The 25,399-nt window shown below is 60.5% G+C and carries 25 protein-coding genes; 21 read left to right on the top strand and 4 right to left on the bottom strand.

What is annotated here, in order from left to right:
• The first annotated feature begins 40 nt into the window (after window positions 1-40).
• The 3 genes from fldB to I6L35_RS11230 all read left to right on the top strand — a co-directional run bounded on the left by fldB (window position 41) and on the right by I6L35_RS11230 (window position 3,501).
• On the top strand, window positions 41-559 hold the full coding sequence (fldB, locus tag I6L35_RS11240) for a flavodoxin FldB (RefSeq protein WP_042082737.1): 519 nt from the start codon (window positions 41-43) through the stop codon (window positions 557-559).
• A gap of 201 nt (window positions 560-760) precedes the next feature.
• On the top strand, window positions 761-2,161 hold the full coding sequence (locus I6L35_RS11235) for a TldD/PmbA family protein (RefSeq protein WP_216978178.1): 1,401 nt from the start codon (window positions 761-763) through the stop codon (window positions 2,159-2,161).
• Window positions 2,161-3,501, top strand: coding sequence for a TldD/PmbA family protein (locus I6L35_RS11230; protein WP_216978177.1), 1,341 nt, complete (start codon window positions 2,161-2,163; stop codon window positions 3,499-3,501). Before I6L35_RS11235 ends, I6L35_RS11230 begins: the two co-directional genes overlap by 1 nt.
• An 84-nt stretch (window positions 3,502-3,585) precedes the next feature.
• Here the strand turns inward: I6L35_RS11230 and I6L35_RS11225 are convergent, their stop codons facing one another.
• Window positions 3,586-4,074 carry a zinc ribbon-containing protein gene (locus tag I6L35_RS11225; protein ID WP_201929062.1) on the bottom strand — a complete coding sequence of 163 codons (489 nt, stop codon included), beginning with the start codon at window positions 4,072-4,074 and terminating at the stop codon, window positions 3,586-3,588.
• Between the two features lie 145 nt (window positions 4,075-4,219).
• Between I6L35_RS11225 and leuS the strand changes: the two genes are divergently transcribed.
• The 15 genes from leuS (at window position 4,220) to lipA (ending at window position 18,785) form a co-directional block, all read left to right on the top strand.
• Window positions 4,220-6,796 (top strand): leucine--tRNA ligase, encoded by a 2,577-nt coding sequence (leuS, locus tag I6L35_RS11220; RefSeq protein ID WP_216978176.1) that lies wholly within the window; start codon window positions 4,220-4,222, stop codon window positions 6,794-6,796.
• 98 nt (window positions 6,797-6,894) lie between these two features.
• Window positions 6,895-7,377: an LPS assembly lipoprotein LptE gene (lptE, locus tag I6L35_RS11215; protein WP_005348079.1), complete on the top strand. Its 483-nt coding sequence runs from the start codon at window positions 6,895-6,897 to the stop codon at window positions 7,375-7,377.
• Between the two features lie 13 nt (window positions 7,378-7,390).
• On the top strand, window positions 7,391-8,428 hold the full coding sequence (holA, locus tag I6L35_RS11210; protein ID WP_216978175.1) for a DNA polymerase III subunit delta: 1,038 nt from the start codon (window positions 7,391-7,393) through the stop codon (window positions 8,426-8,428).
• On the top strand, window positions 8,422-9,093 hold the full coding sequence (gene nadD, locus I6L35_RS11205; RefSeq protein ID WP_216978174.1) for a nicotinate-nucleotide adenylyltransferase: 672 nt from the start codon (window positions 8,422-8,424) through the stop codon (window positions 9,091-9,093). Before holA ends, nadD begins: the two co-directional genes overlap by 7 nt.
• 97 nt (window positions 9,094-9,190) lie before the next feature.
• Window positions 9,191-9,532 (top strand): ribosome silencing factor, encoded by a 342-nt coding sequence (rsfS, locus tag I6L35_RS11200; protein ID WP_005348085.1) that lies wholly within the window; start codon window positions 9,191-9,193, stop codon window positions 9,530-9,532.
• 21 nt (window positions 9,533-9,553) lie between these two features.
• The gene (rlmH, locus tag I6L35_RS11195; RefSeq protein WP_216978173.1) at window positions 9,554-10,021 is read left to right on the top strand and encodes a 23S rRNA (pseudouridine(1915)-N(3))-methyltransferase RlmH; all 468 of its coding nucleotides are present in this window, start codon (window positions 9,554-9,556) and stop codon (window positions 10,019-10,021) included.
• Window positions 10,022-10,070: 49 nt separating this feature from the next.
• Window positions 10,071-11,993, top strand: coding sequence for a penicillin-binding protein 2 (mrdA, locus tag I6L35_RS11190; protein WP_216953017.1), 1,923 nt, complete (start codon window positions 10,071-10,073; stop codon window positions 11,991-11,993).
• Window positions 11,986-13,089 (top strand): rod shape-determining protein RodA, encoded by a 1,104-nt coding sequence (rodA, locus tag I6L35_RS11185; RefSeq protein WP_216978172.1) that lies wholly within the window; start codon window positions 11,986-11,988, stop codon window positions 13,087-13,089. Before mrdA ends, rodA begins: the two co-directional genes overlap by 8 nt.
• Complete coding sequence (locus I6L35_RS11180; protein WP_216978171.1) at window positions 13,086-13,223, top strand: hypothetical protein; 138 nt, start codon at window positions 13,086-13,088, stop codon at window positions 13,221-13,223. The genes rodA and I6L35_RS11180 overlap by 4 nt, the downstream gene beginning before the upstream one ends.
• Window positions 13,223-14,221 (top strand): lytic murein transglycosylase B, encoded by a 999-nt coding sequence (gene mltB / locus I6L35_RS11175; protein ID WP_216978170.1) that lies wholly within the window; start codon window positions 13,223-13,225, stop codon window positions 14,219-14,221. Before I6L35_RS11180 ends, mltB begins: the two co-directional genes overlap by 1 nt.
• Window positions 14,163-15,146 carry a septal ring lytic transglycosylase RlpA family protein gene (locus I6L35_RS11170; RefSeq protein WP_216978169.1) on the top strand — a complete coding sequence of 328 codons (984 nt, stop codon included), beginning with the start codon at window positions 14,163-14,165 and terminating at the stop codon, window positions 15,144-15,146. The genes mltB and I6L35_RS11170 overlap by 59 nt, the downstream gene beginning before the upstream one ends.
• Window positions 15,147-15,330: 184 nt before the next feature.
• Window positions 15,331-16,527, top strand: a complete 1,197-nt coding sequence (locus I6L35_RS11165; RefSeq protein WP_216953014.1) for a D-alanyl-D-alanine carboxypeptidase family protein — start codon at window positions 15,331-15,333, stop codon at window positions 16,525-16,527.
• Window positions 16,528-16,819: 292 nt separating this feature from the next.
• Entirely contained in the window at window positions 16,820-17,083 is a 264-nt protein-coding gene (gene ybeD, locus I6L35_RS11160; protein WP_005348100.1) for a DUF493 family protein YbeD, read from the top strand.
• 62 nt (window positions 17,084-17,145) lie between these two features.
• The gene (lipB, locus tag I6L35_RS11155) at window positions 17,146-17,823 is read left to right on the top strand and encodes a lipoyl(octanoyl) transferase LipB (RefSeq protein WP_204383938.1); all 678 of its coding nucleotides are present in this window, start codon (window positions 17,146-17,148) and stop codon (window positions 17,821-17,823) included.
• Window positions 17,820-18,785, top strand: coding sequence for a lipoyl synthase (lipA, locus tag I6L35_RS11150; RefSeq protein ID WP_005335190.1), 966 nt, complete (start codon window positions 17,820-17,822; stop codon window positions 18,783-18,785). The genes lipB and lipA overlap by 4 nt, the downstream gene beginning before the upstream one ends.
• Before the next feature lie 105 nt (window positions 18,786-18,890).
• Here the strand turns inward: lipA and I6L35_RS11145 are convergent, their stop codons facing one another.
• Both I6L35_RS11145 and I6L35_RS11140 read right to left on the bottom strand, forming a co-directional pair.
• On the bottom strand, window positions 18,891-19,454 hold the full coding sequence (locus I6L35_RS11145) for an NUDIX domain-containing protein (RefSeq protein ID WP_216978168.1): 564 nt from the start codon (window positions 19,452-19,454) through the stop codon (window positions 18,891-18,893).
• A gap of 7 nt (window positions 19,455-19,461) precedes the next feature.
• Complete coding sequence (locus I6L35_RS11140) at window positions 19,462-20,262, bottom strand: DUF2989 domain-containing protein (protein ID WP_216978167.1); 801 nt, start codon at window positions 20,260-20,262, stop codon at window positions 19,462-19,464.
• A 198-nt stretch (window positions 20,263-20,460) separates the two neighbouring features.
• On the opposite strand from I6L35_RS11140, the gene I6L35_RS11135 reads away from it, so the two are divergent.
• On the top strand, window positions 20,461-21,894 hold the full coding sequence (locus I6L35_RS11135) for a glyceraldehyde-3-phosphate dehydrogenase (RefSeq protein ID WP_216978166.1): 1,434 nt from the start codon (window positions 20,461-20,463) through the stop codon (window positions 21,892-21,894).
• Window positions 21,895-21,956: 62 nt separating this feature from the next.
• Entirely contained in the window at window positions 21,957-22,250 is a 294-nt protein-coding gene (locus I6L35_RS11130; RefSeq protein WP_042061025.1) for a YeaC family protein, read from the top strand.
• Between the two features lie 250 nt (window positions 22,251-22,500).
• On the opposite strand, the gene ansA is transcribed toward I6L35_RS11130, so the two are convergent.
• Window positions 22,501-23,463: an asparaginase gene (gene ansA, locus I6L35_RS11125; protein ID WP_302056547.1), complete on the bottom strand. Its 963-nt coding sequence runs from the start codon at window positions 23,461-23,463 to the stop codon at window positions 22,501-22,503.
• 495 nt (window positions 23,464-23,958) lie between these two features.
• Between ansA and gltS the strand changes: the two genes are divergently transcribed.
• Window positions 23,959-25,158, top strand: a complete 1,200-nt coding sequence (gene gltS / locus I6L35_RS11120) for a sodium/glutamate symporter (protein ID WP_216978165.1) — start codon at window positions 23,959-23,961, stop codon at window positions 25,156-25,158.
• Window positions 25,159-25,399 lie beyond the last annotated feature (241 nt).

Here is a 25,399-nt window from a genome sequence, read left to right as displayed (position 1 = left end):
GCCAAAAGCAAGCGAGAAAGCGCCAACAGAGAGTAGAGCGATGAAGATTGGTCTGTTTTACGGTTCCACCACCTGCTACACCGAGATGGCTGCCGAGAAGATCCGCGCCCTCATCGGCCCCGAGCTGGTGGATATTCACAATATCAAGGATGTCTCCCTGCGCCGGATGGAGGATTACGAGATCCTGATCCTCGGCATCTCCACCTGGGATTTTGGCGAACTGCAGGAGGACTGGGAGTCCCGCTGGGAAGATATCACCGATCTCCATCTGGAGGGACGCATCGTCGCCCTGTTTGGCCTCGGCGATCAGCTCGGTTATGGCGAATGGTTCCAGGACGCCCTCGGCATGCTGCACGATCAGCTGGTGCCAAAAGGGGTCAAGCTGGTGGGCTACTGGCCCAACGAAGGGTACGAATTCGATGCCTCCAAGGCACTGATCGACGATGGCCGTCACTTCGTCGGGCTGGCGCTGGACGATGCCAATCAGTATGACCAGACCGATCCGCGCATCGAGCAGTGGGTCGAACAGATCCTGAGCGAAATCCACGCCCTGCTCTGATCTTTTTCACTCATCTCAAGGCGGCCACTCCCTGTGGATGTGGCCGCCCGGGCGCAGTTATCGCACCGGTTTTCTCAATCGGTATCATCGCATGACGCTATAGCGACTTTTTTGTGCTGGTCTGCAACAATGGACTCGACATCCCATAACAATCAGAGCCGGATGTCGGAAGCAAACGGACAGACCAGAAAAGGATATTCTATGACCCCATTCTCCCTGTTGGCCCCCGCCATCGCCCGTGACGTGCTCGATCACGCGCTGGCACTGGGTGCCGATTTCGCCGAGCTGTTTGTCGAGCGCAAGCGCCGCAGCCAGCTCAGCCTGCTCTCCAGCCAGATAGAGAACATCAGCGGTGGCCTCGATTTCGGCATCGGCGTGCGCCTCTGTTACGGCCACAAGGTGCTCTACGGCTACACCAACCAAGCCAGCCGCGACGAGCTGCTGCGCATCGTCACCCTGCTGGCGGCCAAAGACCGCCGCGACCCCGTGGTGACCGCCACCGCCTTCGATTTCACCCGCCTGAGCGATCGCAACCCGGTGGCCCTGCCCCTGTCGGCCGACAAGCTGCTGGAGCAGAAGATTGCCTACCTGCACGCCATGGATGCGGCGGCCCGCGCTGAGAGCGACAAGGTGAGCCAGTTCTCCGGCAACGTGCTGGGCTGGGAGCAGGAGGTGGAGATCTTCAACAGCGAAGGGCTGCAAGTGGCCGATCGCCGCCACTACAACCGCATCATGGCCCAGACCATCGCCATGGAAGGGAGCGAGCAGAGCGTTGGTTACGAGGCCCCCGGCGCCCTGATGGGGTGGGAGCATGCCGATCGCATCGATCCGCGCGAGCTGGCCCTCACCGCCACTCGTCAGGCACTGGTGAAACTGGGCGCGGCTCCCTGCCCGAGCGGCACCCTGCCGGTCATCATGGAGAACGGCTTTGGCGGCGTCATCTTCCACGAGGCTTGCGGCCACCTGCTGGAGACCACCTCGGTAGCCAAGAAGGCCTCGGTGTTCCACGACAAGATGGGCCAGCTCATCGCCAATCCGGTGGTCAATGCGGTGGATGAAGGGCTGCAAGGCAATGCCTGGGGCTCCATCAACGTCGATGACGAGGGGATGGCGACCCAGCACACCCAGCTCATCAAGGACGGCGTGCTGACCGGCTTTCTGGTGGACAGAATGGGCGCCCTCAAGACGGGCTACGCCCGCACCGGCTCGGGGCGGCGCGAATCCTACAAATACGCCCCCACCTCGCGCATGCGCAACACCTATATCGAGCCGGGCAACCACAGCCTCGACGACATGTTGGCCACGGTGGAGCACGGTATCTACGCCAAGAAGATGGGGGGCGGCTCGGTACAGCCCGGCACCGGTGAATTCAACTTCAATGTGCAGGAGGCCTACCTCATCGAGCACGGCAAAATAACCAAACCGCTCAAGTCGGCCACCCTGATCGGCACCGGCCCGCAGGTGCTGAAAGAGATCTCCATGGTGGGCCGCAATCTGGCGCTGGCCGCCGGCATGTGCGGCTCGGTCTCTGGCTCGGTCCCCACCTCGGTGGGCCAGCCGGCGCTGAAAGTGGACAATATCCTGGTGGGAGGGAACGCCTGATGAGCCAGCTCGACATGAACCAACTGCTCACCCGCCTGCTCGACAAGGTGGCCGACCTCAACGCCGAGGCAGACATCATCGCCAATCAGGAGAAGGCCTTCTCCCTCAAGGCAGACAAGGGCGAGCTGGGTGAATACAAGGTCACCAGCAGCCAACAGCTCGGCATTCGCCTGATCAAAGAGGGTCGGGTCGGCATCGCCTACTCGGAATCCCTCGATGAGCTGGCGCTGGATGCCATGCTGCAAGATGCGCTCGATGCCAGCCGCTTTGCCAAGGTGGATGCGGATCAGCGCATCTCGGTGGCCAATAGCCGGATCACCACAGATTGCGCCGAGATCAACCAGCCCGATACCACGCCGGTTGAGGAGAAGATCGCCCTGGCCCTGCGCCTCGAATCTGACATGCTGGCCATGCCCGATGTGAGCGGCGCCCCCTACAACAGCTTCTTCGAAGGGGAGAGCCAGCTCTGGCTCGCCAACAGTCAGGGTACCCTCTGCCAGCACGGCGAGTTCAGCGTCGGCTGCTACACCTCGGCGCTGGTGGAACGGGATGGCCGCCAGTCGATGCACTCGCAGGGGCAGTATGGCCGCCGCTTCGACGAGCTGGACAGTCAGGCCCTGATCGAGCAGATCTACGCCATCGCCGATGGTCTGCTGCCCGGTGAAGCGGTGCCGAGCGGTCACTACAGCGTCATCTTTAGCACCAACTGCTTCGCCAGCCTGTTTGGCTGCTTTCAGGGTGTGCTGTCGGGCAAGTGGGCCCAGCAGGGGATCAACCCCTGGCGCAGCAAGGTCGGCCAGAGCGTAGCGTCACGCTGGCTTACTCTGGAGAGCAGGGTCTATATGCCGGGCGGCATGAACATCAAGGCGTTTGATGGCGAGGGAGCTGCCAGCTCGGATCTGCTGCTGATTGGCGAAGGGGAGCTGAAAACCCTGCTCCACAACAGCGCCACCGCCCGCCACTTTGGAGTCGCCAGCAACGGTTCGGCCGCTCGCGGTGCCCGCAGCGCCCTCGATGTGACCGCTCGCCATCTGGTGTTTAGCGCGGGCCCCCATAGGGAAGCGGAGGTGCAAAGCGGCGACTATCTGGAGCTGGTCAAGCTGGATGGTCTGCACTCCGGTGCCGATGCGGTGAGCGGTGACTTCTCCTTTGGCGCGTCGGGCTTCCTCTGCCGCGATGGAGTTCGCCTGCAGCCGGTGCGCGGCATCACGGTAGCAGGCAACTTCTACCGCCTGCTGGGCGAGCTGGAAGCGGTCGGCGATACCCTGCACCACAACGACGGCAAGGGCTTCTACTCCCCGCTTATCCGTTTTGGTGGCCTCTCCGTCGCGGGCAAGTAAACGCCCCGACGAAACCTGCAAGCAAGAAAAAGGCGCCTGATGGCGCCTTTTTGCTCGTTATCTCGTCCGCCTTGATGGCATGACTCAGGGCGAGAGCGGCTCGCGGTGATATTCAGCGCAGCCGCATTCGGGGCAGGTATCTAACTGCTCGGGATGGAGCACGGTATGGCGCCAGCCACACTGGTCGCACACCATGACCCCGAGCCCCACCCAGTCGCCCGCTTCGTAAACACCCTTGTGCTCCAGCTCATCGGCCAGCTCGCGCCACTCCACCTGGGCGCGGTCGGTCACATCTGCCAGCCAGGACCAGGCGGTATCTTTGAGCGCCAGCATAAAGGCAGACTCCTCCACCAGCTCATCCTTGCGCCCCTCGTCATAGTTGCCCAGATCCCGCTTCACATACTCGGCGATCAGCGCCAGCTCGTCCTGAGTGAGGTCACTGGCTGCCTCCAGATAGGCCTGAACACGGGCAATCATCCGGTTGAGGCGCTCCCCCTGGAACTGCTCTGTCTCTTGCCACTGCTTTTGCAGTTCGGCAATGAAGGTTTCATACCCTTTTTGACGTTTGTCCATGGCTGTTACTCCTCTGCTAAATCCCTTTCTGGCCCGGCTTCAGGCTTGACGGATGCTGGCGGTTGTTGCCGCCGCAGGATATGGGTATTCTATTGCGATTTCCCAGCTGATTTATCTATTCATTTCACAGATCCGGATGTCACCAATGCAAGAGCAATACGTTCCCCAATCTATCGAACCAGCAGTGCAGAAGCACTGGGATGCCAAGAAAACCTTCAAGGCCGTGGAGAAAGTAGACAAAGAGAAGTTCTACTGCCTCTCCATGTTCCCCTATCCGTCTGGTCGTCTACACATGGGGCACGTTCGCAACTACACCATAGGTGATGTGATCTCCCGTTATCAACGCCTCAATGGCAAGAACGTGCTGCAACCCATCGGTTGGGATGCCTTCGGTCTGCCGGCGGAAAACGCCGCCATCAAGAACAACACGGCGCCGGCCCCCTGGACCTACGAAAACATCGAGTACATGAAGAACCAGCTGAAGATGCTGGGTCTGGGTTATGACTGGGATCGTGAAGTCGCCACCTGCAAGCCGGACTACTACCGCTGGGAGCAGTGGTTCTTCACCAAGCTCTACGAGAAGGGTCTGGTCTACAAGAAGACCTCCTCCGTCAACTGGTGCCCGAACGACATGACAGTGCTGGCCAACGAGCAGGTGGTCGACAACTGCTGCTGGCGCTGTGACACCCCGGTGGAACAGAAAGAGATCCCCCAGTGGTTCATCAAGATCACCGACTACGCCGAAGAGCTGCTCAGCGACATCGACAATCTGGAAGGCTGGCCGGAGATGGTCAAGACCATGCAGCGCAACTGGATTGGCCGCTCCGAAGGGGTCAACATCAGCTTTGCCATCGAGGGTCAGGCTGAGCAGCTGGAGGTCTATACCACCCGTCCGGACACCTTCATGGGCGTCACCTATGTCGGTATCGCCGCCGGCCACCCGCTGGCGCTGCAAGCAGCCCAGAACAATCCGGAGCTGGCCGCCTTTATCGAAGAGTGCAAGAACACCAAGGTAGCCGAAGCCGAGCTGGCCACCATGGAGAAGAAGGGCATGGCCACCGGCCTCTACGCCATTCACCCGCTGGATGGCCGCAAGGTGCCGGTCTGGGTCGCCAACTTCGTGCTGATGAATTACGGCACCGGCGCCGTGATGGCGGTTCCGGCCCACGATCAGCGTGACTTCGAATTCGCCACCAAATATGGCCTCGACATCAAGGCGGTGATCAAGCCGGTTGATGGCGACGTCGACGTGAGCGAAGCGGCTTACACCGAGAAAGGCGTGCTGTTCAACTCCGGCGAGTTTGACGGTCTCGACTTCCAGGGCGCCTTTGATGCCATCGCCAGCAAGCTGGAAGGGCTCGGCAAGGGCAAGCGCACCGTCAACTACCGTCTGCGTGATTGGGGTGTCTCTCGTCAGCGTTACTGGGGTGCCCCCATCCCGATGCTGACCCTAGCTGACGGTTCCGTGGTACCGACGCCGGAAGATCAACTGCCGGTGCTGCTGCCGGAAGATGTGGTGATGGATGGTATCCAGAGCCCGATCAAAGCTGATGCCGAGTGGGCCAAGACCACCTACAACGGTCAGGAAGCGTTCCGCGAGACCGATACCTTCGACACCTTTATGGAGTCCTCCTGGTACTACGCGCGCTACTGCTCCCCGGACTACGACAAGGGCATGCTGGATCCGGCTGCTGCCAACCACTGGCTGCCGGTGGATCAGTACATCGGCGGTATCGAACACGCCTGTATGCACCTGCTCTACGCCCGCTTCTTCCACAAGCTGCTGCGTGACGCGGGTCTGGTCAACAGCGACGAGCCGTTCAAGCGCCTGCTCTGCCAGGGCATGGTGCTGGCTGACGCCTTCTACTACAAAGACGAGAAGGGCGGCAACGTCTGGGTCAGCCCGACCGACGTCAAGGTAGAGCGTGACGAGAAGGGTCGCATCACCAAGGCCATCGACAACGAAGGCCGTGAGGTAATGCACTCCGGTATGACCAAGATGTCCAAGTCCAAGAACAACGGCATCGACCCGCAGCTGATGGTCGAGCGTTACGGCGCCGATACCGTCCGTCTGTTCATGATGTTCGCCTCTCCGGCAGAAATGACGCTGGAGTGGTCCGACTCCGGCGTAGAGGGTGCCCAGCGCTTCCTGCGTCGCCTGTGGCGCGTCACCTTCGAACACGTTTCCGGTGGTGTCGTTGCCGCACTCGATGTCGCTGCTCTCACCAACGAGCAGAAAGCGGTACGCCGTGAACTGCACAAGACCATCGCCAAGGTGAGCGATGACGTGGGTCGCCGTCAGACCTTCAACACCGCCATCGCCGCCATCATGGAGCTGATGAACAATCTCTCCAAGCTGGGCAACGACGAGCAGGACCGCGCCCTGATGCAGGAAGCGCTGGAAGCTGTGGTAGTCATGCTCTACCCCATCACTCCGCACATCGGCTTCGAGCTGTGGAAGATGCTGGGCAAGGGCGACGACATCGATCACGCAGTCTGGCCGGTGGCCGATGAAGCGGCCATGGTCGAGACCGAGAAGCTGGTGGTGGTACAGATCAACGGCAAGATGCGCGGCAAGCTGACCGTGCCGGCCGAGATCAGCCAGGCCGACGTCGAGAAGCTGGCAATGGCCGATGCCTCCGTACAGAAGTTCACCGACGGGCTGACCGTGCGCAAGGTGATCTATGTACCTGGCAAGCTGCTCAACATTGTCGCTAACTAATTGGCTGCCAGCTGATCATTGTCAATCTGTGACAGCAAACGGATGATAACGGCGGGCCCTGCGCCCGCCGCTTTCCCTTAATGCAAAGAGGATTTTCTATGGGCACCATCTTCACCCGCTGGATGGCCATCGTGCTGGCGGGTCTGCTGATGCAAGGCTGCGGCTTTCACATGCGCGGCACCGGCATCCCGGCCGAGCTGATGACCATGAAGGTCGTGGGCGACAACAAGAGCGACTTCTACCGGCTGGTGACCACCCGCCTGAAGGCCTCTGGCGTAACCCTGGCTGACAAGGAGGGCATTCCCGTGCTCACTCTGGGCATCATTCGCAGCTCCAGCCAGGTCGCCTCGGTCAACGCGCTGGGGACGGACACCGAATATGTGCTGGGCTTCACGACCCAGTTCACCATCTCGGCCCCGGGCAAGCCGACCCAGGTCTTCCCCATCAACTTCAACCGCAGCTTCCTCAACAAGCCGGATGCAGCTCTCGCCTCCTCTCGTGAACAGGAGCAGCTCAATCGCGAGATGCAGGAGCAGGCGGCCAATCAGGTGATCCGGCAGTTGAGCCAGGTCAGCTTCTGATGCGAGTATTTTGATGAGAGTCTACCCGGAACAATTTGGTGACCACCTCAAAGCAGGGCTTCGGCCCTGCTATCTCGTTTTTGGCGACGAGCCTCTGTTACGGCTGGAAGCCATCGACGCCATCCGTCAGATCGCCCGCAAACAGGGATTCGATGAGCGCCACACCTTTGTGGTCGAAGCCGGTCTGGACTGGAATCAGGTCTATGACGCCTGTCAGGCCATGAGCCTCTTCTCAGCCCGCCAGATCATCGAGCTGGAGCTGCCCGCCAAGGTCGACAAGGATCTGGCCGCCCGTATCAGCGAAATCGGCAAACAGCTCCATCCAGACCTGCTGCTGGTGCTGAGCGGCGGTCGCCTCAACCAGACCCAGATGAAGGCAGCCTGGTTCGATAAGCTCTACCAGATTGGCACCTATGTGCCGGTCAACCATCCGGAACCCAAATTCTTCCCGCGCTGGATGAGCGCCCGTTTTGCGCGTTTTGGCCTCAAGGCGCTGCCGGATGCCATCAACTTCATGTGCCACTCCTACGAGGGCAACCTGCTGGCGGCGAGTCAGGAGATCGAGAAGCTGACTCTGCTCTCGCCGCCACAGCCCATCAGCGTTACCTATCTGCAGGAAACCATCATCCGTCACGCCCACTTCACCCCGTTCCAGCTGGTCGATACCCTGCTGGAGGGGAAGGTGAACCGGGCCCAGCGGATCCTGGCCGCCCTGCGGGCAGAAGGCACCGAGCCGGGGATGCTGGCATGGACCCTCTGCCGCGAGCTGGAGCAGCTGACAGAGCTGTCGCTGGCGATGCGCAACGGCCAGCCGCTGGGGGAGCACTTCAGCCGCTTGCGCATCTGGCAAAGCCGCCAGCAACTCATTCAACAGGCGCTGACTCGCCTCCCCTTCGCCAAGCTGCAGCAACTGTGGCTGCTGATGGCCCAGCTGGATGACGCCCAGCGCCGCTTTGATACCGAGCAAGCCTGGCTGATGCTGCAGACCATCGCCCTTGGCTTTCGTGATGGCACCCCACTGCCGCTGGTCATGGAGAGCAGCCCATGCTGAAGCGTTCTGGCAGCTCGCTGCAGGCACCTGTCGGCTTGCTTGGCGGTACCTTCGACCCCGTTCATATCGGCCATCTGCGCCCCGCCATCGAGGCGCGCGATGCCATTGGTCTGGCCGAAGTGCGGCTGATCCCGAACCATATCCCGCCCCACCGCGCCAACCCGTTCTGCTCGAGCGAGCAGCGTCTCGCCATGGTCAAACTGGCGGCGGCGGAGAACCACCACTTTGTGGTGGATGAGCGGGAGCTGCGACGGGACAAGCCCTCTTACACCATCGATACCCTGATCGAGCTGCGTCAGGAGCTGCCCGATACGCCGCTATGTTTTCTGATGGGGATGGATTCCCTGCTGAGCCTGCCAGGCTGGCACCGCTGGCAGGAGCTGCTCGACTATGCCCATCTGGTGGTGAGCACCCGCCCCGGCTGGCAACCCGATTACCCGGCCGAACTGGCGCAGCTGCTAGCCAGTCATCAGGTCAAAGAGGTCGAAGCCCTGCGTCGGCAACGGGCTGGCTATATCTGGCTGGCCAGCAACCAGCCCATTGAATTGTCTGCCACCTGGCTGCGCCAACTGCTGGCGGCGGGAGAAGATCCCCGCTACCTCTTGCCCGAGCCGGTTGCGCACTATATTGATCAACAGGGGCTCTACCGCGCCATTTGCCGGTAAGACTTCCCGGCGGCTCCGTTCCGATAGGAAACGGGAGTGACCATGATATAATCCGCCGCCCTCACGCTGTCAGGCGCCGGAATACAGGAGAGACTCATTGCAAGGCCAAGAACTGCACGCCTTTATCATCGACAAGATCGATGACATGAAAGGCCGCGACATCATCACCCTCGATGTACGCGGCAAATCCAGCATCACTGACACCATGATCGTCTGCTCCGGCAACTCCAGTCGTCACGTCAGCGCCATCGCCAACCATCTGGCCAGTGAGGCCCGCCATGCCGGGCTTGATCTACTGAGCGTGGAAGGTGAATCTGGCGGCGAGTGGGTGCTGGTAGATATGGGCTCGGTGATCGTGCATGTGATGCAGGATGAATATCGTGACTTCTACCAACTGGAAAAACTGTGGAGCGGTGCCGCTCAGATGAACACGCAATAACGAGAGCAGCAACGTAGCAAGATGAAGATTCAGTTGATTGCGGTGGGCACCAAGATGCCCGCCTGGGTGGAGCATGGCTTCGAAGAGTATCGCCGTCGCTTCCCAAAAGATATGCTGTTCGAGCTGGTGGAGATTGGCGCCGGCAAACGGGGCAAAAATGCCGATATTCCCCGCATTCTGCAAAAAGAGGGGGAGGCCATGCTGACGGCAGCGGGGCGCTCGCGCATCGTCACTCTCGATATTCCGGGCAAACCCTGGACCACGGAGCAACTCGCCGTGCAACTGGAAGCGTGGAAGCTCGATGGCCGCGATGTGGCCCTGCTGGTGGGTGGGCCGGAAGGCTTGTCCCCCGAGTGCAAGGCTGCCGCCGAGCAGAGCTGGTCGCTGTCGCCGCTCACCCTGCCCCATCCGCTGGTACGGGTACTGGTGGCCGAGAGCCTCTACCGTGCCTGGAGCATAACGACCAATCACCCTTATCACAGAGAGTGAACCATGCCGTTCCTGCCGTTATTGCCCCCCACAAATCCGAGGTAAAGGCATGTTGAAACAACGCATCGAGATGCGCGATCACAGTGCCGAGGGCAATCTGTTCTTCCGGCGCACCCTGGTAGCCTACATCGGCATCGTGGTGCTGATGCTGGTGCTGCTGGGCAATCTCTACTACCTGCAGGTGGAGTCCTACGACACCTACCAGACCCGTTCCAACTCCAACCGTATCCGGGTGGTGCCGGTGGCGCCACCACGGGGGCTCATCTACGACACCAACGGCGTGCTGCTGGCGGAGAATCGCCCTGTCTACAGTCTGGAAATCGTCCCGGAAGAGACTAGGGATCTTGAAAAAACTGCCGACCAGCTGATCGCCCTGCTGGGGCTGCCGGAAGGCACCAAAGAGAAGTTTCTGACCGAAGTAAAACGCCAGCGTCGCTTCAAGCCGGTCCCTCTCTACGAGAAGCTGACCGAATATCAGGTGGCGCTCTTCTCGGTCAACCAGCACAACTATCCGGGTGCAAGCATCGAGGCCTACCTCAAGCGCTACTACCCGTTTGGCGACACCCTGACCCATGCGCTGGGTTATGTGGCCAAGATCAATACCCGCGACGTGGAACGTCTCGAAAAAGAGGACAAACTCGCCAACTATGCCGCCACCAAGGATATCGGCAAGCAGGGGGTGGAGAAGTATTACGAGGATGAGCTGCACGGGGTGGCGGGTTATCAGGAGGTCGAGGTCAACAACCGCGGCCGGATTGTCCGCACCCTCAAGTTCCAGCCTCCGGTTCCGGGCAAGGATATCTACCTCAATATCGACGTCCGGATGCAGCTCAAGGCCCAGCAACTGCTGGCCGGCCAGCGTGGTGCCATCGTGATGATGAACCCGAAAACCGGTGCCATCCTGGCGCTGGAGTCGAGCCCGAGCTATGACCCCAACCTGTTCGTGACAGGCATATCCAGCGCCAACTACTCGGCACTGCTCAACGATCCGGCACGGCCGCTGGTGAACCGTACCACTCAGGGGATCTATGCCCCCGCCTCCACCGTCAAACCCATGATGTCCATCATGGGCCTCAACGAGGGGGCCATTACCCCGGGCTACCGCTATTTCGGCGGCCCGAGCTTCTCCATTCCCGGCACCACCAAGAAGTTCCGTGACTGGCGCCGCTGGGGCCACGGCTGGCTCGATGTCTATCGCGCCATCGAGGTCTCGGCCGATACCTACTTCTACGATCTCGCCTATCGGGTCGGTATCGACAAGATCCACAGCTATATGACCAAGTTCGGTTTCGGTCAGTACACTGGCGTCGATCTCTATGAAGAGACCAAGGGCGTCATGCCGTCTCGCGACTGGAAGATGGCCCGCTGGCGCCAGCCCTGGTATCAGGGTGACACCATCTCGGTCGGTATCGGTCAGGGCTACTGGAGCGCGACACCACTCCAGCTGGCCAAGGCGATCAGCATCCTGACCCAAAACGGCCACGACGTGACGCCGCACTTGCTCAAGAGCACCGCTTCGCAGGCGGGGGTGGTCGATGCCCCGGTCAACCCCAACATCGCCCTCAAGCTCAAGAGCGACAGCTACTGGAAAGTAGCCCAGGACGGCATGTGGCGCGTCAACCATGGCAGTGAAGGCAGTGGCCGTCATGCATTTGCAAAGGCCCCCTACTCGTCAGGTGGTAAATCAGGCACTGCGCAGGTAGTCGGTTTGAAGGAAAATCAGGTCTACAACATCAAGACCGTCAAAGCGGAGCATCGCGATAACGCCCTATTCGTTGCCTATGCCCCCTTTGAGGCGCCCAAAGCGGTCGTCGCACTGGTGCTGGAAAACTCCATTGGTGGTGGTGGTGGCCGGGCTGCATCGCCCATTGCACGCCAGATGCTGGATGCCTATCTGCTGCCTCCAGATCCGCAACTGCCACCGGCACCGGAAAAGCCGTCCCAACCGAGTGAGGTCGCCCCCCATGAGTAATTCAGCCCGCCAGCAGAGTATCTGGTACAAGCTGCATATCGACCTGCCCCTGCTGTTGGGTCTGCTGGCCGTTGTCGCCCTCTCCATGGTGGTGCTCTACTCAGCGTCAGGCCAGGATATGGACTCCATCGTGCGCCAACTGGTGCGCGGCGGCCTCGCCTTTGCCCTGATGATCGGCATGGCCCAGCTCCCTCCCTCCCTCTACGCCCGCTGGTCGGTGCCGCTGTTCGCCGTGGTGGTGCTGATGCTGATTGCGGTAGACGTATTCGGCCATATCGGCAAGGGGGCCCAGCGCTGGCTCGATCTCGGCTTTATGAAGTTCCAGCCCTCCGAAGTGATGAAGCTCTCCATGCCCATCATGGTGGCGGCCTGGCTCAGCCGCCACTCGCTTCCCCCCAAGTTCAGCCATGTGGTGATCGCCCTCATCATGGTGCTGCTGCCCACCCTGCTGATCGCCGCCCAGCCCGACCTTGGCACCTCCATTCTGGTGGCCGCCTCCGGCTTCTTCGTGATCTTTCTGGCGGGGCTCAGCTGGTGGCTGATCGGCTTGGCGGTTCTACTGATGCTGGCCTTTATGCCGGTGCTCTGGTTCTTCCTGATGCACGACTACCAGCGCCAGCGGGTGCTGATGCTGCTCGACCCGGAGAAAGACCCGCTCGGCCGCGGCTACCACATCATCCAGTCCAAGATTGCCATCGGCTCCGGTGGCGTCTTCGGCAAGGGGTGGCTGCAAGGGACCCAGTCCCAGCTGGAGTTCTTGCCCGAGCGCCACACCGACTTCATCTTCGCGGTATTTAGCGAGGAGTTCGGTCTGGTGGGGGTTGCCCTGCTGCTGGTGCTCTATCTCTATGTCATCAGCCGCTGTCTGTTTATCTCGATGCAGGCCCAGAACAGCTTCGAGCGACTGCTGGGCGGCGCCATCACTCTCACCTTCTTCGTCTATGTGTTCGTCAACATGGGCATGGTGAGTGGCATCCTGCCGGTGGTGGGGGTTCCCCTGCCGCTGGTGAGCTATGGCGGCACCTCCATGGTGACCCTGATGGCCGGCTTTGGCATACTGATGTCCATCCAGACTCATAGAAGGCTGCTGGCATGATGAGATGGATCTATTTGCCGGCGGTGGGTGTTCCCCTGCTGCTGAAGATCGATGGCAGCACCTCCATGGTGACCTTGATGGCCGGATTCGGTATCCTGATGTCAATTCAGACTCATAGAGGGCTGCTTGCCTGATGAAACGGGTTGGATTGTTGCTCTCTCTCGCCGCCTCGATGGCAACCGCTGCCGTGGCGCCGGATCGCTTGGCCCTGCTCGCCGAACAGCAGCAAGTGCCGCTGGCGGAGCTGCAGGCTGCCGTCGCCCGCGCTCAGTTACGGCAGGAGGTGCTCGACACCATCAGCAAGCCGTGGGAGGCCAAACCCTGGCATCGCTACCGGCCGCTGTTTGTTACCCCGGATCGCATCCGTGACGGCCAGCAGTTCTGGCAGCAACATGCCGAGACGCTGGCCCGCGCGGAACAGCTCTATCGGGTGCCGGCCTCGCTCATCGTGGCCATCATAGGGATCGAGACCTTCTACGGTCGCCAGATGGGCCGTCATCCGGTGCTCGATAGCCTCTACACCCTGGGGTTCCACTACCCGGAGCGCAGCGACTTCTTTGCCAAGGAGTTTGCCCAGCTGGTGTTGCTGGCAAGGGAAGAGGGGTGGTCGCTGGAGCACCTCAAGGGCTCCTATGCTGGCGCCATGGGGATGGGGCAGTTCATGCCCTCCAGCTACCGCCACTACGCCGTCGATTTTGACGGGGATGGCAAGCGGGATCTGTTTGCCAACCCGGTCGATGCCATCGGCAGCGTGGCCAACTATTTAGCCAGCCACCAGTGGCGCTGGGGCGAATCCGTGGTGGAACCTGCCCAGATCGGGCTGATGGCGGTCGAACCTTTGCTGAGATCTGAGCCCGAGCTCACACAACAGTGGTCAGAACTGGCGGCGGCAGGGATTGAGCTCGCCACGCCGCTGGCCCCGCAGACGCCGGTCAAGTTGCTGGCGCTTGCCCAAGCCGATGGACCGGAATACTGGGTCGCACGGCATAACTTTTACGTGATCACCCGCTACAATCGCAGCCCACTCTACGCGATGGCGGTGTATCAACTTAGCCAAGCCATTCAGGAAGCGTATGCATCTTCGTCACAAACTCCTCCCGCTCAGTCTGAGCTTGTTGCTGGCCGCCTGTAGCAGCCAGCCGGAACAGAGCGCCCCTGTCGAGCCGCCTGCACCGGTCAGCAAGCCACCCGTTATCGAGATCCCGCAAGCCACCGGCGCCATCCCACGCCCGGAGCCCCTGAGCGCGAGCGGCAACCGGGACTACTGGATTGGCAAACAGAAAAACGAGGTGTGGCGCGATATCAAGCACTATAGCGAAGAGGGCTCCGCCAGCTGGCTGTCACCGGATCTGGATGGCCAGAAGACCGCCAACGGCGATGTGCTGGACAGCAAGCTGTTCAGCGCCGCCCATCGCAACCTGCCCATCCCGAGCTATGTGCGGGTCACCAATCTGGACAACGGGCTGGAGACCATAGTGCGGGTCAACGATCGCGGCCCTTTCAACAGCCCTCACCTGATCGACCTCTCCTATGCGGCAGCCAAGCAGCTGGAGATGGTCGATAGCGGCACAGCTCGCGTTCGACTGGAGCTGATCAACGACACCCCGGACCAGATGGTGATCATGGAACCGATGAAGCCCATCGAGATGACCCCGACCACCCCGCCAGCAACGGCATCCAACACAGTGGCGCAAGATGGCTTCCTGGGTGAACCGACCGCACTGGCGATGGCCACTCCCGCTGCTGCCCCTGCTCCCGTCAAGGCGCCAGCGGCCAAGCCTGCCAAAGCGGCACCTGTCAAGCAGGCTCCGGCCAAGGCTGCAGCGCCCGCCAGCAGCGGTGATGGCAAGATGATCCAGGTACTGGCCAGCGGCTCCCGGGATCGGGCCGAGGCGATGGGCAAGGTGATGACCCAGCGCCATGGTGTGCCCTACCGGATTGAAGCCCATGGCGCCATCTTCCGGGTCTTGATCGGCCCGGTGGAGGCGGATAAACAAGCCGCACTGCTGGAAAAAGTACGGCAAGGGGGACTGGAACAGGCCTTTATCGTGCCCTGATCCCTCCTCTGACAGCGGCGGTGACCAATCTCCTGGCCCCGCCATCACGTCGCTTTATGGCGTGATGGCAGGGATTGATGGATAAAAAACCAGTCATGATCGCCATGTCGGACTATAACCTGCGGGCGCATCTGGTATAGTTAGGCCCGCATTTTATCCCCATCTGGCTCGCAGGAATTTCAAGATGTCCAAATTTGCCCGTTCAGTTCTTCTGGCCTCACTGATCAGCGTAACCGCTCAGGCCAATACGCCGGTGCCGACACCCACGCCGAACGCCAACCCAGTGGTGGTTCCCGCCGCGCCGGAGATCTCCGCCAAGGCCCATATCCTGATCGACTACTACTCCGGTCAGGTGCTGGCCGAGCAGAACGCCGACGAGCGTCTGCCCCCTGCCAGCCTGACCAAGATGATGACCTCCTACATCGTTGGCGACGAGCTGCACAAGGGGAACATCAAGGGCACCGACATGGTGACCATCAGCCAGAACGCCTGGTCCAAGAACTACTCAGACTCCTCCAAGATGTTTATCGAGGTGGGCAAGCAGGTCTCTGTCGATGACCTGAACAAGGGCATCATCATCCAGTCCGGCAACGATGCCTGCGTCGCCATGGCCGAACATCTGGCCGGCAGTACCGACTCCTTCGCCAGCCTGATGAACGCCTGGGCCGCCAAGCTCGGCATGAAGGACACCCAGTTCAAGAACCCCCACGGTCTGGATGAAGAGGGTCACTACAGTACAGCCCGTGATATGGCCCGCCTGGGTCAGGCACTGATCCATGATCAGCCGGAGGAGTACAAGATCTACTCCCAGAAATCCTTCGTCTTCAACGGTATCACCCAGCACAACCGCAACCGCCTGCTGTGGGATCAATCCCTGCAAGTGGATGGCATCAAGACCGGCCACGTCAGCCAGGTCGGCTATAACCTGGTCTCCTCTGCCACCAACAACGAAGGCATGCGCCTGATCGCCGTGGTACTGGGCGCCAGCAGCGAAGCCTCCCGCGCCGCCGAGAGCAAGAAACTGCTCACCTACGGCTTCCGCTTCTTCCAGAGCCTGACTCCATACAAGGCAGGCACCGAGCTGGTCACCCAGAAGATCTGGATGGGCGACAAGTCTGAAGTGAAACTGGGCGTCGACAAAGATGTCTCCGTGCTGGTCACTCGCGGTCAGGGCAACAACCTCAAGGCAGACTTCCAGCTCGACAGCGAGCTGAAAGCCCCGTTGGCCAAGGGTCAGCGCGTTGGTACCGTGTTCCTGAAGCAGGGTGACAAAGAGATCAAGCAGGTGCCGCTGGTCGCCCTGGAAGAGGTGCAAGAAGGTGGCTTGATGAGCCGTCTGTGGGACTACCTGGTACTGCTGGTCACCAGCTGGTTCAAGTAATCCGACGCACAATCCTCACCGAACAGCGGCGCCAACAGGCGCCGCTGCTGTCTGCGCCGGGCAAAGGCAGTGAATAACCCTGTAAACTGCAGGTTCCGCCTTACCCTGATTTGTGGTAAAAAGCAGCACTTCCATCCTTGTCTGACCGCTCCCGGCCTTGATCCCGGAGTGTACGGCGCCCATATAGGGTTTAGCCGCACCCATGCAGACTTGAAATGGCGGCCTCCACGGGCCATCGGCCACTAGCCATCCAAGATGAAGTCATCATGCTGATGACGAAAAAGGTGAGTAAATGAATACCAAGTTTGATGAACTGCTGGAGTTTCCCTGCAAATTCCCGTTCAAGGTACTCGGCATCGCGGATCCTGCGTTGCCGGATATGGTGGTTGAAGTGCTGCAGCAGCACGCCCCCGGCACCTACAGCCCGACCGTCCAGCCCAGCTCCAAGGGCAACTATCACTCGGTTCGCGTGACCGTGACTGCCCAGAGCAAAGAGCACATCGAAGCGATGTACACTGCGCTGGGCAAGATCGAGCTGGTGAAATACGTACTGTAATTTCTCTCTCGCCCCGTTCTGCGGGGCGACTGTTTTTGGCCGCAGCACGCCACGAGGACACCATGTCATCCCAGATCCCCGCTCAGCACAGCCTGATAGTCAGGCAGCTGGGTCGCCGCCCCTACCAGCCGGTATGGGACGCCATGAAAGCCTTCACCGACAACCGCACCAGCGACACCCCGGACGAGTTCTGGGTGGTCGAACATGACCCCGTCTACACCCAGGGCCAGGCCGGCAAGGCCGAACACCTGCTCAATCCGGGCAATATCCCGGTGGTGCAGAGCGATCGCGGCGGTCAGGTGACCTATCACGGCCCGGGCCAGCTGGTGCTCTACGTACTGGTGGATGTCCGCCGCTGCAAATTCTCGGTGCGCGAGCTGGTGACCGCGCTGGAGACAGCCATCATAAACACCCTCGCCAAAAGCGATATCCAGGCTTATGCCAAGGCCGATGCTCCCGGGGTCTATGTGAAAAATGACCTTGGCATGGAGGCAAAACTGGCCTCGCTGGGTCTGCGCATCCGCAAGGGGTGCTCGTTCCACGGGCTGGCCCTCAATATCAACATGGACATGACCCCTTTCCTGCACATCAATCCGTGCGGCTATGCGGGCATGGCCATGACCCAGACCAGCGCCCTGGGCGGCCCGCAAAGCGTGGCCGAGGCGCAATCCATTCTGGTGGCCGAACTGGCCCGCCTGATTGGCTATCAAACAATAACAAACACCGAGAGTGAATCATGAGCAAACCCGTTCGTATGGAGCCGGGCGTCAAGCTGCGCGATGGCGACAAGATGGCCCTGATCCCGGTGAAATTCATGCCGGATCCCAACGAAGAACTCCTTCGCAAGCCGGACTGGATGCGGATCAAGCTGCCCCCCTCCAGCCAGAAGATCGAACACATCAAGAGCACCTTGCGCAAGAACAAGCTGCACTCGGTGTGTGAAGAGGCCTCCTGCCCCAACCTGGCGGAGTGTTTCAACCACGGCACCGCCACCTTCATGATCATGGGCGCCATCTGCACCCGCCGTTGCCCCTTCTGCGACGTGGCCCACGGCCGCCCGCTGGCGCTCGATCCGGAAGAGCCGAAGAAGCTGGCGCTGACCATCAAGGAGATGAACCTCAAGTATGTGGTGATCACCTCGGTGGACCGCGACGATCTGCGCGACGGCGGTGCCCAGCACTTCGCCGACTGCATCCGCGAGATCCGCGAGCACAGCCCGCAGACCCGTATCGAGATCCTGACTCCGGATTTCCGTGGCCGGATGGAGCAGGCGCTGGAGGTGTTCCGCGAGACCCCGCCAGACGTCTTCAACCACAACCTGGAAACCGCGCCGCGCATGTATCGCGTCGCCCGCCCGGGCGCCGACTACAAGTGGTCGCTGGAGCTGCTGCGCCGCATCAAGGAGATGCACCCTCACGTGCCGACCAAGTCCGGTCTGATGATGGGCCTTGGCGAGACCAACGAAGAGATCGTCGAGGTGCTCAAGGATCTGCGCGCCCACGGCGTCAACATGCTGACCTTGGGTCAGTATCTGCAGCCGAGCCGCCACCACCTGCCGGTCAAGCGCTACGTGCCGCCAGCAGAGTTTGACGAGCTGAAAGATGTCGCCATGGAGCTGGGCTTTACCCACGCCGCCTGTGGTCCTTTCGTTCGCTCTTCCTACCATGCTGATCTGCAAGCCAAGGGCGAAGAGGTCAAATGATCTCGCACGACAGAGAGGCCAAATAACCGCCTCCATCTCAATTAAAAAGAGCGCCTATTGGCGCTCTTTTTGTTGGTATCACTGACCGTCGCGGCTTGATCTACTTCAGTAGCCGTGGTCGAAGATCCCCTGTTGATGCCAGCGTTGCAGCTGGGCCAGCACCCGGGTCTCTCGCGCCGTCCACTGGGGACAGGGTCCCGCCAGCTGGGTCTTGTTGGTTTGCAGCGCTTCGTCGAGGGCAAACCAGCCGGGCACGAAGCCAAGGCGGATCTCGTAGGGCTGCGGCTGCGGGGCCACCAGCTGATCGCCAATCCGGCACAAGTAGTAGAGCGAGCGGATGCAGTAGGCATCGAACCCCGGCTCGCGGGCGGCGCGATATTCACGGGTCTCGCCAAGCAAGCCCCCCACTTCCCGCAGCTCGGCACCGCACTCCTCCAGCAGCTCGCGAGCGAGCGCCACATGGTGGCTCTCCCCCGCTTCAATGCCGCCCCCGGGGAACATCAGATCGCCGTTGACCCGGGAATGCACCAGCAGCAGCTCGCCGCCACGGGGCACCACGGCACGTACCGTGAGGCGCTCAAGAGTACGGCCATCGGTACGCACCTCGCCATGAACGAAAGAGAGATCGAACGGATTGGGCCAGCAGCTGGCCGGAGAGAACGTCGTCATCACTGCCTCAGGGCCGGTAGTTGCCATGCTTGAGCTGCTCGACAATCTCGGCAGCCCGAACATCGTAGCCATCCTGCTCTGTCTTGCTCAGGGTGTGGTAGATGCCAAAACGCTTGGCTGAGACCTCGGGGCTATCCTGAAACGACTCGCTCACCTTGCCCCACAGATAGGCCAGCCCGTACTGTTTCTGGCCCATATAGAGGGTGCTGAGGGAGGTGAGCAGGCGGCTGTTTATCTTGTCACCTTCCCGATAGAGGGAGAGGCCGTGATGCATGATGGAAATAGCTTTCTCGGGGTCGCTCTTGGCGTAGGCTCCGCCAAGGGCCAGCTGCAGTTCCGGTTCGTCGAGCACCTTGTTGCCTTCCAGTGCCATGAACTGCTGACGGGCCAGCTCGTTGGTGTTGTTGGTCCAGTGCCAGAGCAGCAGGTAGGGATCTTGCGAATTGCGAGTCGCCGCATCGAGCTGGGCCAGCTGATCCTCGGCCGCCAGCATGCCCTCTACCCGTGGACTCTTCTGCTCGCGGGCATTCTTGTATTCAATGCTGGTGGAGCGCTCGGCACATTTGAGATAGCGCTCAAGGTTGCGCATCAGCTCGTACTTGCGCCGATCCGTCCCCTCCTCCTTGAGATAGAAGCGACTGCGGATCACATCGGTACGCTCGTAGCGACACCAGCCATCGTCCACCAGATCCTGGCAGAGCTCGGGATGATTGCCACAGATGTTGTGGATCCGATCGTCATTGCAGCCAGCCACGGCAAGGCCGACTGAAAGCATGATGAAGGTCTGTCGCAGAGGGAAATTGGCCATGGTTCACATCTTGTTGGTAACAACTGGCGCCTTCACAGGCCACCTCCGGCTAGCAAACCGGTTACATATCCATTACAATGCGCGCGCCATATAAGGCCGCGACTGCAGAATAATATAACGAAATATAGACCCCTACACTGATCTGCATTCGACGAATTTTCTATTTACACCAACAACGTGAAATAAAGGATCTGGTCAATGACCCACGAGCACTACTTGCAAGCGTGGCAGGAGAGCCAGGAGCTCGCCGAAGCCATGCAGCCCTTGATTGGTCGCCTCTACCGACAACAAGGGGTCGAGATCACCCTCTACGGCCGCCCGCTGCAAAACGCCTCCACCATCGATATCCTCAAGGCCCACCGGGTCGTCCGCCGCCACCAGGGCGCTCCACTCCCCATCCAGCAAAGCTTCCCCCTGCTCCAGGCCATCGTTGCCCTCAAACCCACCGCCGCCGAGGTTGACCTTGGCAAGCTGGCAGTCGGCTACTGGCAGGATCATCAGGATGAAGCGGGGATCGAGGACTATCTGCAAGCGCGACTGGCACCTGCCCTTGGCCGCAGCCAGATGCCGCAGCCGACCGACGTGGTGCTCTACGGCTTTGGCCGTATCGGTCGCCTGCTGGCCCGCCTGCTGATCGAGCGTACCGGCGCCGCCAATCCGCTGCGCCTGCGCGCCATCGTGGTGCGTGGCGGTCGCGACGGGGATCTGGAGAAACGTGCCAGCCTGCTGCGCCGCGACTCGGTGCACGGTCCCTTCAACGGCTCCATCGAGGTGGATGTGGAGCGCAGCGCCATCATCGCCAACGGCACCTTCATTCAGGTGATCTACGCCAATAGCCCGGCCGACATCGACTACACCGCCTACGGCATTCACGATGCGCTGATCGTCGACAACACCGGCGTCTGGCGTGACGAAGCAGGCCTCTCCGAGCACCTGAAAGCGCGCGGTGCCGGCAAGGTGCTGCTGACAGCTCCCGGCAAGGGGGAGATGAAAAACGTGGTGTTCGGGGTCAACCATGAGGTGATAGGCCCGGGTGACAGGATCATCTCCTCCGCCTCCTGCACCACCAACGCCATCACCCCGGTGCTCAAGGTGATGCAGGACAAGTACGGCATCCGCCACGGCCACGTGGAGACGGTCCACTCCTACACCAACGATCAGAACCTCATCGACAACTACCACAAAGGCGAGCGCCGCGGTCGCAGCGCGGCCCTCAATATGGTGATGACCAGCACCGGCGCCGCCAAGGCGGTGGCCAAGGCGCTGCCCGAACTCAAGGGCAAGCTGACCGGCAACGCCATCCGGGTACCGACTCCCAACGTGTCGCTGGCCATCATCAATCTGTCGCTGGAGCAGGCCACTGATCGGGAGAGCCTCAACGCTTATCTGCAGCAGATGGCGCTAAGCTCGGCCCTCCATCGCCAGATCGACTTCAGTGCCAGCACCGAGCTGGTCTCCTCCGACATGGTGGGTTCCCGTTATGCGGGCATCGTCGACTCCCAGGCGACCATCGCCGAGGGGGATCACTGCGTGCTCTACGTATGGTATGACAACGAGTTCGGGTACAGTTGTCAGGTAGTGCGGGTGATGGAACAGATGGCTGGCGTAGTCCGCCAGGATCTGCCTGCATAGCCCGTCAGGATCTGCCCGTCAGATCCCGCAGCTTATAGCTCAATAGTTCAAGGAGAGGCCGGATGTCGTTTCAACAGGGTGAGTTTTTGCAAGCAATCAGGCAGATGCCACAAGAGGTGTACGAGCGGCTCAAAACCGCAGTCGAGCTGGGCAAGTGGCCCGATGGCAAGCCCCTCACCGACGAGCAGAAGGCCACCTCCCTGCAAGCCGTGATGGCCTGGCAGGCGATGCATCTCGACAATCCGGAGCACATGAATATCGGTCGTGATGGCGAGATCGTGATGAAGAGCAAGAGCGAGCTCAAGCGTCAGTATCGCGATGAGGAAGAGATAGTGCGGGTCGACCTTAACCATTGAACCTGACCCGGTAGGCCGCTCGCAGCGGCCACAACAGAGAGGGGAGCCATAATGGCTCCCCTCTTTTTCCACTCTCCCCATGGTGGGGAGGTCAGAAGCTGTTCACGACCTGTAGCGAGAAGACGTCAGCAAGGTGAAGAGCAAGCGCAGGAAGCGGAGCGTATAGATATACGTGAGCCTCTGGTTCACAAACACGCGAGCAGCACATGAGCCTTGATCGCGGCTTCGCAGTAAGATCGTGGACAGTTTCTCAGGGAGTCAGCTCCCCACGCAGGGACTGCTGCATCAACTCGCGAATGCGGTGGGAAGGCAAGTTCTGGCTCAGCAGGAAATGGAGCTTGGTGAGTGCTGCCTCGGCGGTCATGTCAAAGCCCGAAATGACCCCGGCCCGCGACAGGGCATTGCCAGTGGCGTAGCCACCCATATTGACCTTGCCGTGCAGGCACTGGCTCAGGTTGACGATGATGACGCCGCGGGCCGAGGCCTCGGAGAGCAGTGCCAGCATGGCCGGATTCTGCGGCGCATTGCCCACTCCAAACGACAGCAGGATCAGCGCCTTCACCGGCTGTTGCAGGATATTGGCGATCACCTCGCTGGAGATCCCCGGATAGAGGGTCACCACGCCAATGGGCTGAGGGGTGATGTCGTGCAGTACCAGCGGCCGCTCGGACGGCACACCCAGTTCGCCCGCCTCCAGCGAGATGGCGATCCCGGCATTGAGCAGCGGCGGATAGTTGGGGGAGTCGAAGGCGTGGAAGCCGTCGGCGTGCACCTTCTTGCTGCGGTTGCCGCGATAGAGCTGGTTGTTAAAGAACAGCGTCACCTCGTGGATCGGGTAGTTGGCCGCAATATAGAGGGCGTTGAGCAGGTTCTGCTGACCGTCGGATCGCAGCTCGGCGAGCGGGATCTGGGAGCCGGTAATGATGACCGGTTTGTGCAGATCTTCGAGCATGAAGGAGAGCGCCGAGGCGGTGAACGACATGGTGTCGGTGCCGTGCAGGATCACAAAGCCATCGTACTTGTCGTAGTTGTCGCGAATATCTTCAGCGATACGCTGCCAGTCCGCCGGGGTCATGTCGGAAGAGTCAATGAGGGGCGCATATTCGTGGATATGGTAATCCGGCATCTCGGGGCGGTGGAACTCGGGCATCCGCGCCAGACAGTCTTCCATAAATCCAGCCATCGGCACGTAGCCGTGCTCGGAACGCTGCATCCCAATGGTGCCGCCTGTGTAGGCGATATAGATGGACTTCTTCTTCACACCCTCTCCTCTTGATGAAGTGAACACCGCCGGCACAGGAGCCATATCGGGGTGAACCACAATGTCAACACCCGCCAGCGCCTCTGCGCGCAGCGGAAACCGGCGAATTATAGAGACTGACACCCTAAATGACAGCCGTTCCCTACCCTCTTTTTGGCTTTTTCACTCACTACCACTATGGTATTAAATTTCACAATAAGGCACCCAGGCGAACATTAATACGACAAAGTTGGCACCAAACGACGTTTTTTGCTACTATTCGCCCGATTTTTCGTAAATATCATCTGGATGCCTGAATATTTCAGGCCCGCACTGGCCCTATTTTCATGGGGCGGGGAGCACTCTCCCCTTCTTAAAGTTGGCCTATAAGCCACACTGTTTTTATCCCGGCTGAATCTGTGAGTCTTCACCAACAGAAGGCACAGCCAATCAACATGGGAGTACTGAATGATACAACTTGATTCCTACGCAACACTGGTCGCTGCCACTCTGGTATTACTGCTTGGCCGAGTGCTAGTCACTCGTGTCGGGCTGCTGCGAACCTTCAACATCCCTAAACCGGTTGCCGGTGGTCTGGTGGTCGCGCTGGTGCTACTGCTGCTACGCTCCACCCTGCAGATGGAGCTGCAATTCGATACCAGCCTGCAGACACCGCTGATGCTGGCGTTTTTTGCCTCCATTGGTCTCTCTGCCGATCTCGCCAGCCTCAAGCGCGGCGGCAAAGCGGTACTCACCTTTCTGCTGGTAGTTACCGGTCTGCTGCTGGTACAGAACAGCCTGGGCGTGGGTCTGGCGACTCTGCTTGGCCTGGATCCCCACATGGGGCTGCTGGCCGGTTCCATCACCCTCTCCGGCGGTCACGGTACCGGGGCGGCCTGGGGCGCCACCTTCACCGAGAAGTACGGTGTGCAATCCGCCGCCGAACTGGCCATCGCCTGTGCCACCTTCGGCCTAGTACTGGGGGGGTTGATCGGCGGCCCGGTGGCCCGCTATCTGGTGAAAAAGGTGCAGGTGCCCGGTGAGGAGCACAACCGGGATGGCGCACCTCAAGGCTTCGAGATGCCGGACATGGAGCGGCCCCTCACCACCTTCAGCGTCATCGAGACGCTGGCGCTGATTGCCATCAGTCTCAAGGGAGGCGAGATACTCTCCGCCTACCTGAAAGGTGGCGCTTTCGAACTACCAGTGTTCGTCTGCGTGCTGTTCGTCGGCGTACTGCTGCGCAATGTGCTGACCCTGCTGAACTGGCACGAGGTGAGCGACCGCGAGGTCTCCCTGCTCGGCAACGTCAGCCTGTCACTATTCCTCGCCATGGCCTTGATGAGTCTGCGATTGTGGGATCTGGCCAATCTGGCGCTCCCCATCTTTATCCTGCTGGCCGCCCAGACCGTAGCGATGGCACTCTACGCCATCTTCGTTACGTTCAGGGTGATGGGCAGCAACTATGATGCGGCCGTACTGGCAGCGGGCCACTGCGGCTTCGGTCTGGGAGCAACCCCGACAGCCATTGCCAATATGCAGGCCATCACCCAGCGCTTTGGTCCCTCCCATCTGGCGTTTCTGGTGGTGCCCATGGTGGGCGCCTTCTTTATCGACATCATTAACGCCATGGTGATCAAGCTATTCCTGGCACTGCCCTTCTTGTAATTCCCTGTAGTCAGACGTAAATACAAATGCGCCCACCAATCGGTGGGCGCTTTTTGTTTACTGGACTCGTCATCTTGTTTACTGGCTAAGTCTTCCGTCTGTGGCCTCTTTGCTGGGCAATGGCACCACACAGGCATGAAGGTACCAACCAAACCAACCATACAGACAGGCTCCATCATATTCCGGGTAACAACAAGCCCCGCACTCGGCCGAGTGCGGGGCTTGTTGATGACTGCCTAAA

It is taken from the genome of Aeromonas sp. FDAARGOS 1405, from assembly GCF_019048265.1.
Lineage (GTDB): Bacteria > Pseudomonadota > Gammaproteobacteria > Enterobacterales > Aeromonadaceae > Aeromonas > Aeromonas veronii_A.
This window is presented reverse-complemented; position numbering and strand designations above follow the sequence as displayed.

Bases quoted from the DNA above. Each gene is read 5' to 3' on its own strand.
- rodA (WP_216978172.1), top strand. From the start codon at position 11,986: ATGAGTAATTCAGCCCGCCAGCAGAGTATCTGGTACAAGCTGCATATC.
- I6L35_RS11225 (WP_201929062.1), bottom strand. From the start codon at position 4,074: ATGGACAAACGTCAAAAAGGGTATGAAACCTTCATTGCCGAACTGCAA.
- mltB (WP_216978170.1), top strand. From the start codon at position 13,223: ATGAAACGGGTTGGATTGTTGCTCTCTCTCGCCGCCTCGATGGCAACC.
- I6L35_RS11145 (WP_216978168.1), bottom strand. From the start codon at position 19,454: ATGACGACGTTCTCTCCGGCCAGCTGCTGGCCCAATCCGTTCGATCTC.
- holA (WP_216978175.1), top strand. From the start codon at position 7,391: ATGAGAGTCTACCCGGAACAATTTGGTGACCACCTCAAAGCAGGGCTT.
- lptE (WP_005348079.1), top strand. From the start codon at position 6,895: ATGGGCACCATCTTCACCCGCTGGATGGCCATCGTGCTGGCGGGTCTG.
- fldB (WP_042082737.1), top strand. From the start codon at position 41: ATGAAGATTGGTCTGTTTTACGGTTCCACCACCTGCTACACCGAGATG.
- I6L35_RS11235 (WP_216978178.1), top strand. From the start codon at position 761: ATGACCCCATTCTCCCTGTTGGCCCCCGCCATCGCCCGTGACGTGCTC.
- I6L35_RS11130 (WP_042061025.1), top strand. From the start codon at position 21,957: ATGTCGTTTCAACAGGGTGAGTTTTTGCAAGCAATCAGGCAGATGCCA.
- leuS (WP_216978176.1), top strand. From the start codon at position 4,220: ATGCAAGAGCAATACGTTCCCCAATCTATCGAACCAGCAGTGCAGAAG.
- gltS (WP_216978165.1), top strand. From the start codon at position 23,959: ATGATACAACTTGATTCCTACGCAACACTGGTCGCTGCCACTCTGGTA.
- I6L35_RS11230 (WP_216978177.1), top strand. From the start codon at position 2,161: ATGAGCCAGCTCGACATGAACCAACTGCTCACCCGCCTGCTCGACAAG.
- lipA (WP_005335190.1), top strand. From the start codon at position 17,820: ATGAGCAAACCCGTTCGTATGGAGCCGGGCGTCAAGCTGCGCGATGGC.
- nadD (WP_216978174.1), top strand. From the start codon at position 8,422: ATGCTGAAGCGTTCTGGCAGCTCGCTGCAGGCACCTGTCGGCTTGCTT.
- ybeD (WP_005348100.1), top strand. From the start codon at position 16,820: ATGAATACCAAGTTTGATGAACTGCTGGAGTTTCCCTGCAAATTCCCG.
- I6L35_RS11140 (WP_216978167.1), bottom strand. From the start codon at position 20,262: ATGGCCAATTTCCCTCTGCGACAGACCTTCATCATGCTTTCAGTCGGC.
- I6L35_RS11135 (WP_216978166.1), top strand. From the start codon at position 20,461: ATGACCCACGAGCACTACTTGCAAGCGTGGCAGGAGAGCCAGGAGCTC.
- rlmH (WP_216978173.1), top strand. From the start codon at position 9,554: ATGAAGATTCAGTTGATTGCGGTGGGCACCAAGATGCCCGCCTGGGTG.
- lipB (WP_204383938.1), top strand. From the start codon at position 17,146: ATGTCATCCCAGATCCCCGCTCAGCACAGCCTGATAGTCAGGCAGCTG.
- I6L35_RS11170 (WP_216978169.1), top strand. From the start codon at position 14,163: ATGCATCTTCGTCACAAACTCCTCCCGCTCAGTCTGAGCTTGTTGCTG.
- mrdA (WP_216953017.1), top strand. From the start codon at position 10,071: ATGTTGAAACAACGCATCGAGATGCGCGATCACAGTGCCGAGGGCAAT.
- I6L35_RS11165 (WP_216953014.1), top strand. From the start codon at position 15,331: ATGTCCAAATTTGCCCGTTCAGTTCTTCTGGCCTCACTGATCAGCGTA.
- ansA (WP_302056547.1), bottom strand. From the start codon at position 23,463: ATGCAGCGTTCCGAGCACGGCTACGTGCCGATGGCTGGATTTATGGAA.
- I6L35_RS11180 (WP_216978171.1), top strand. From the start codon at position 13,086: ATGATGAGATGGATCTATTTGCCGGCGGTGGGTGTTCCCCTGCTGCTG.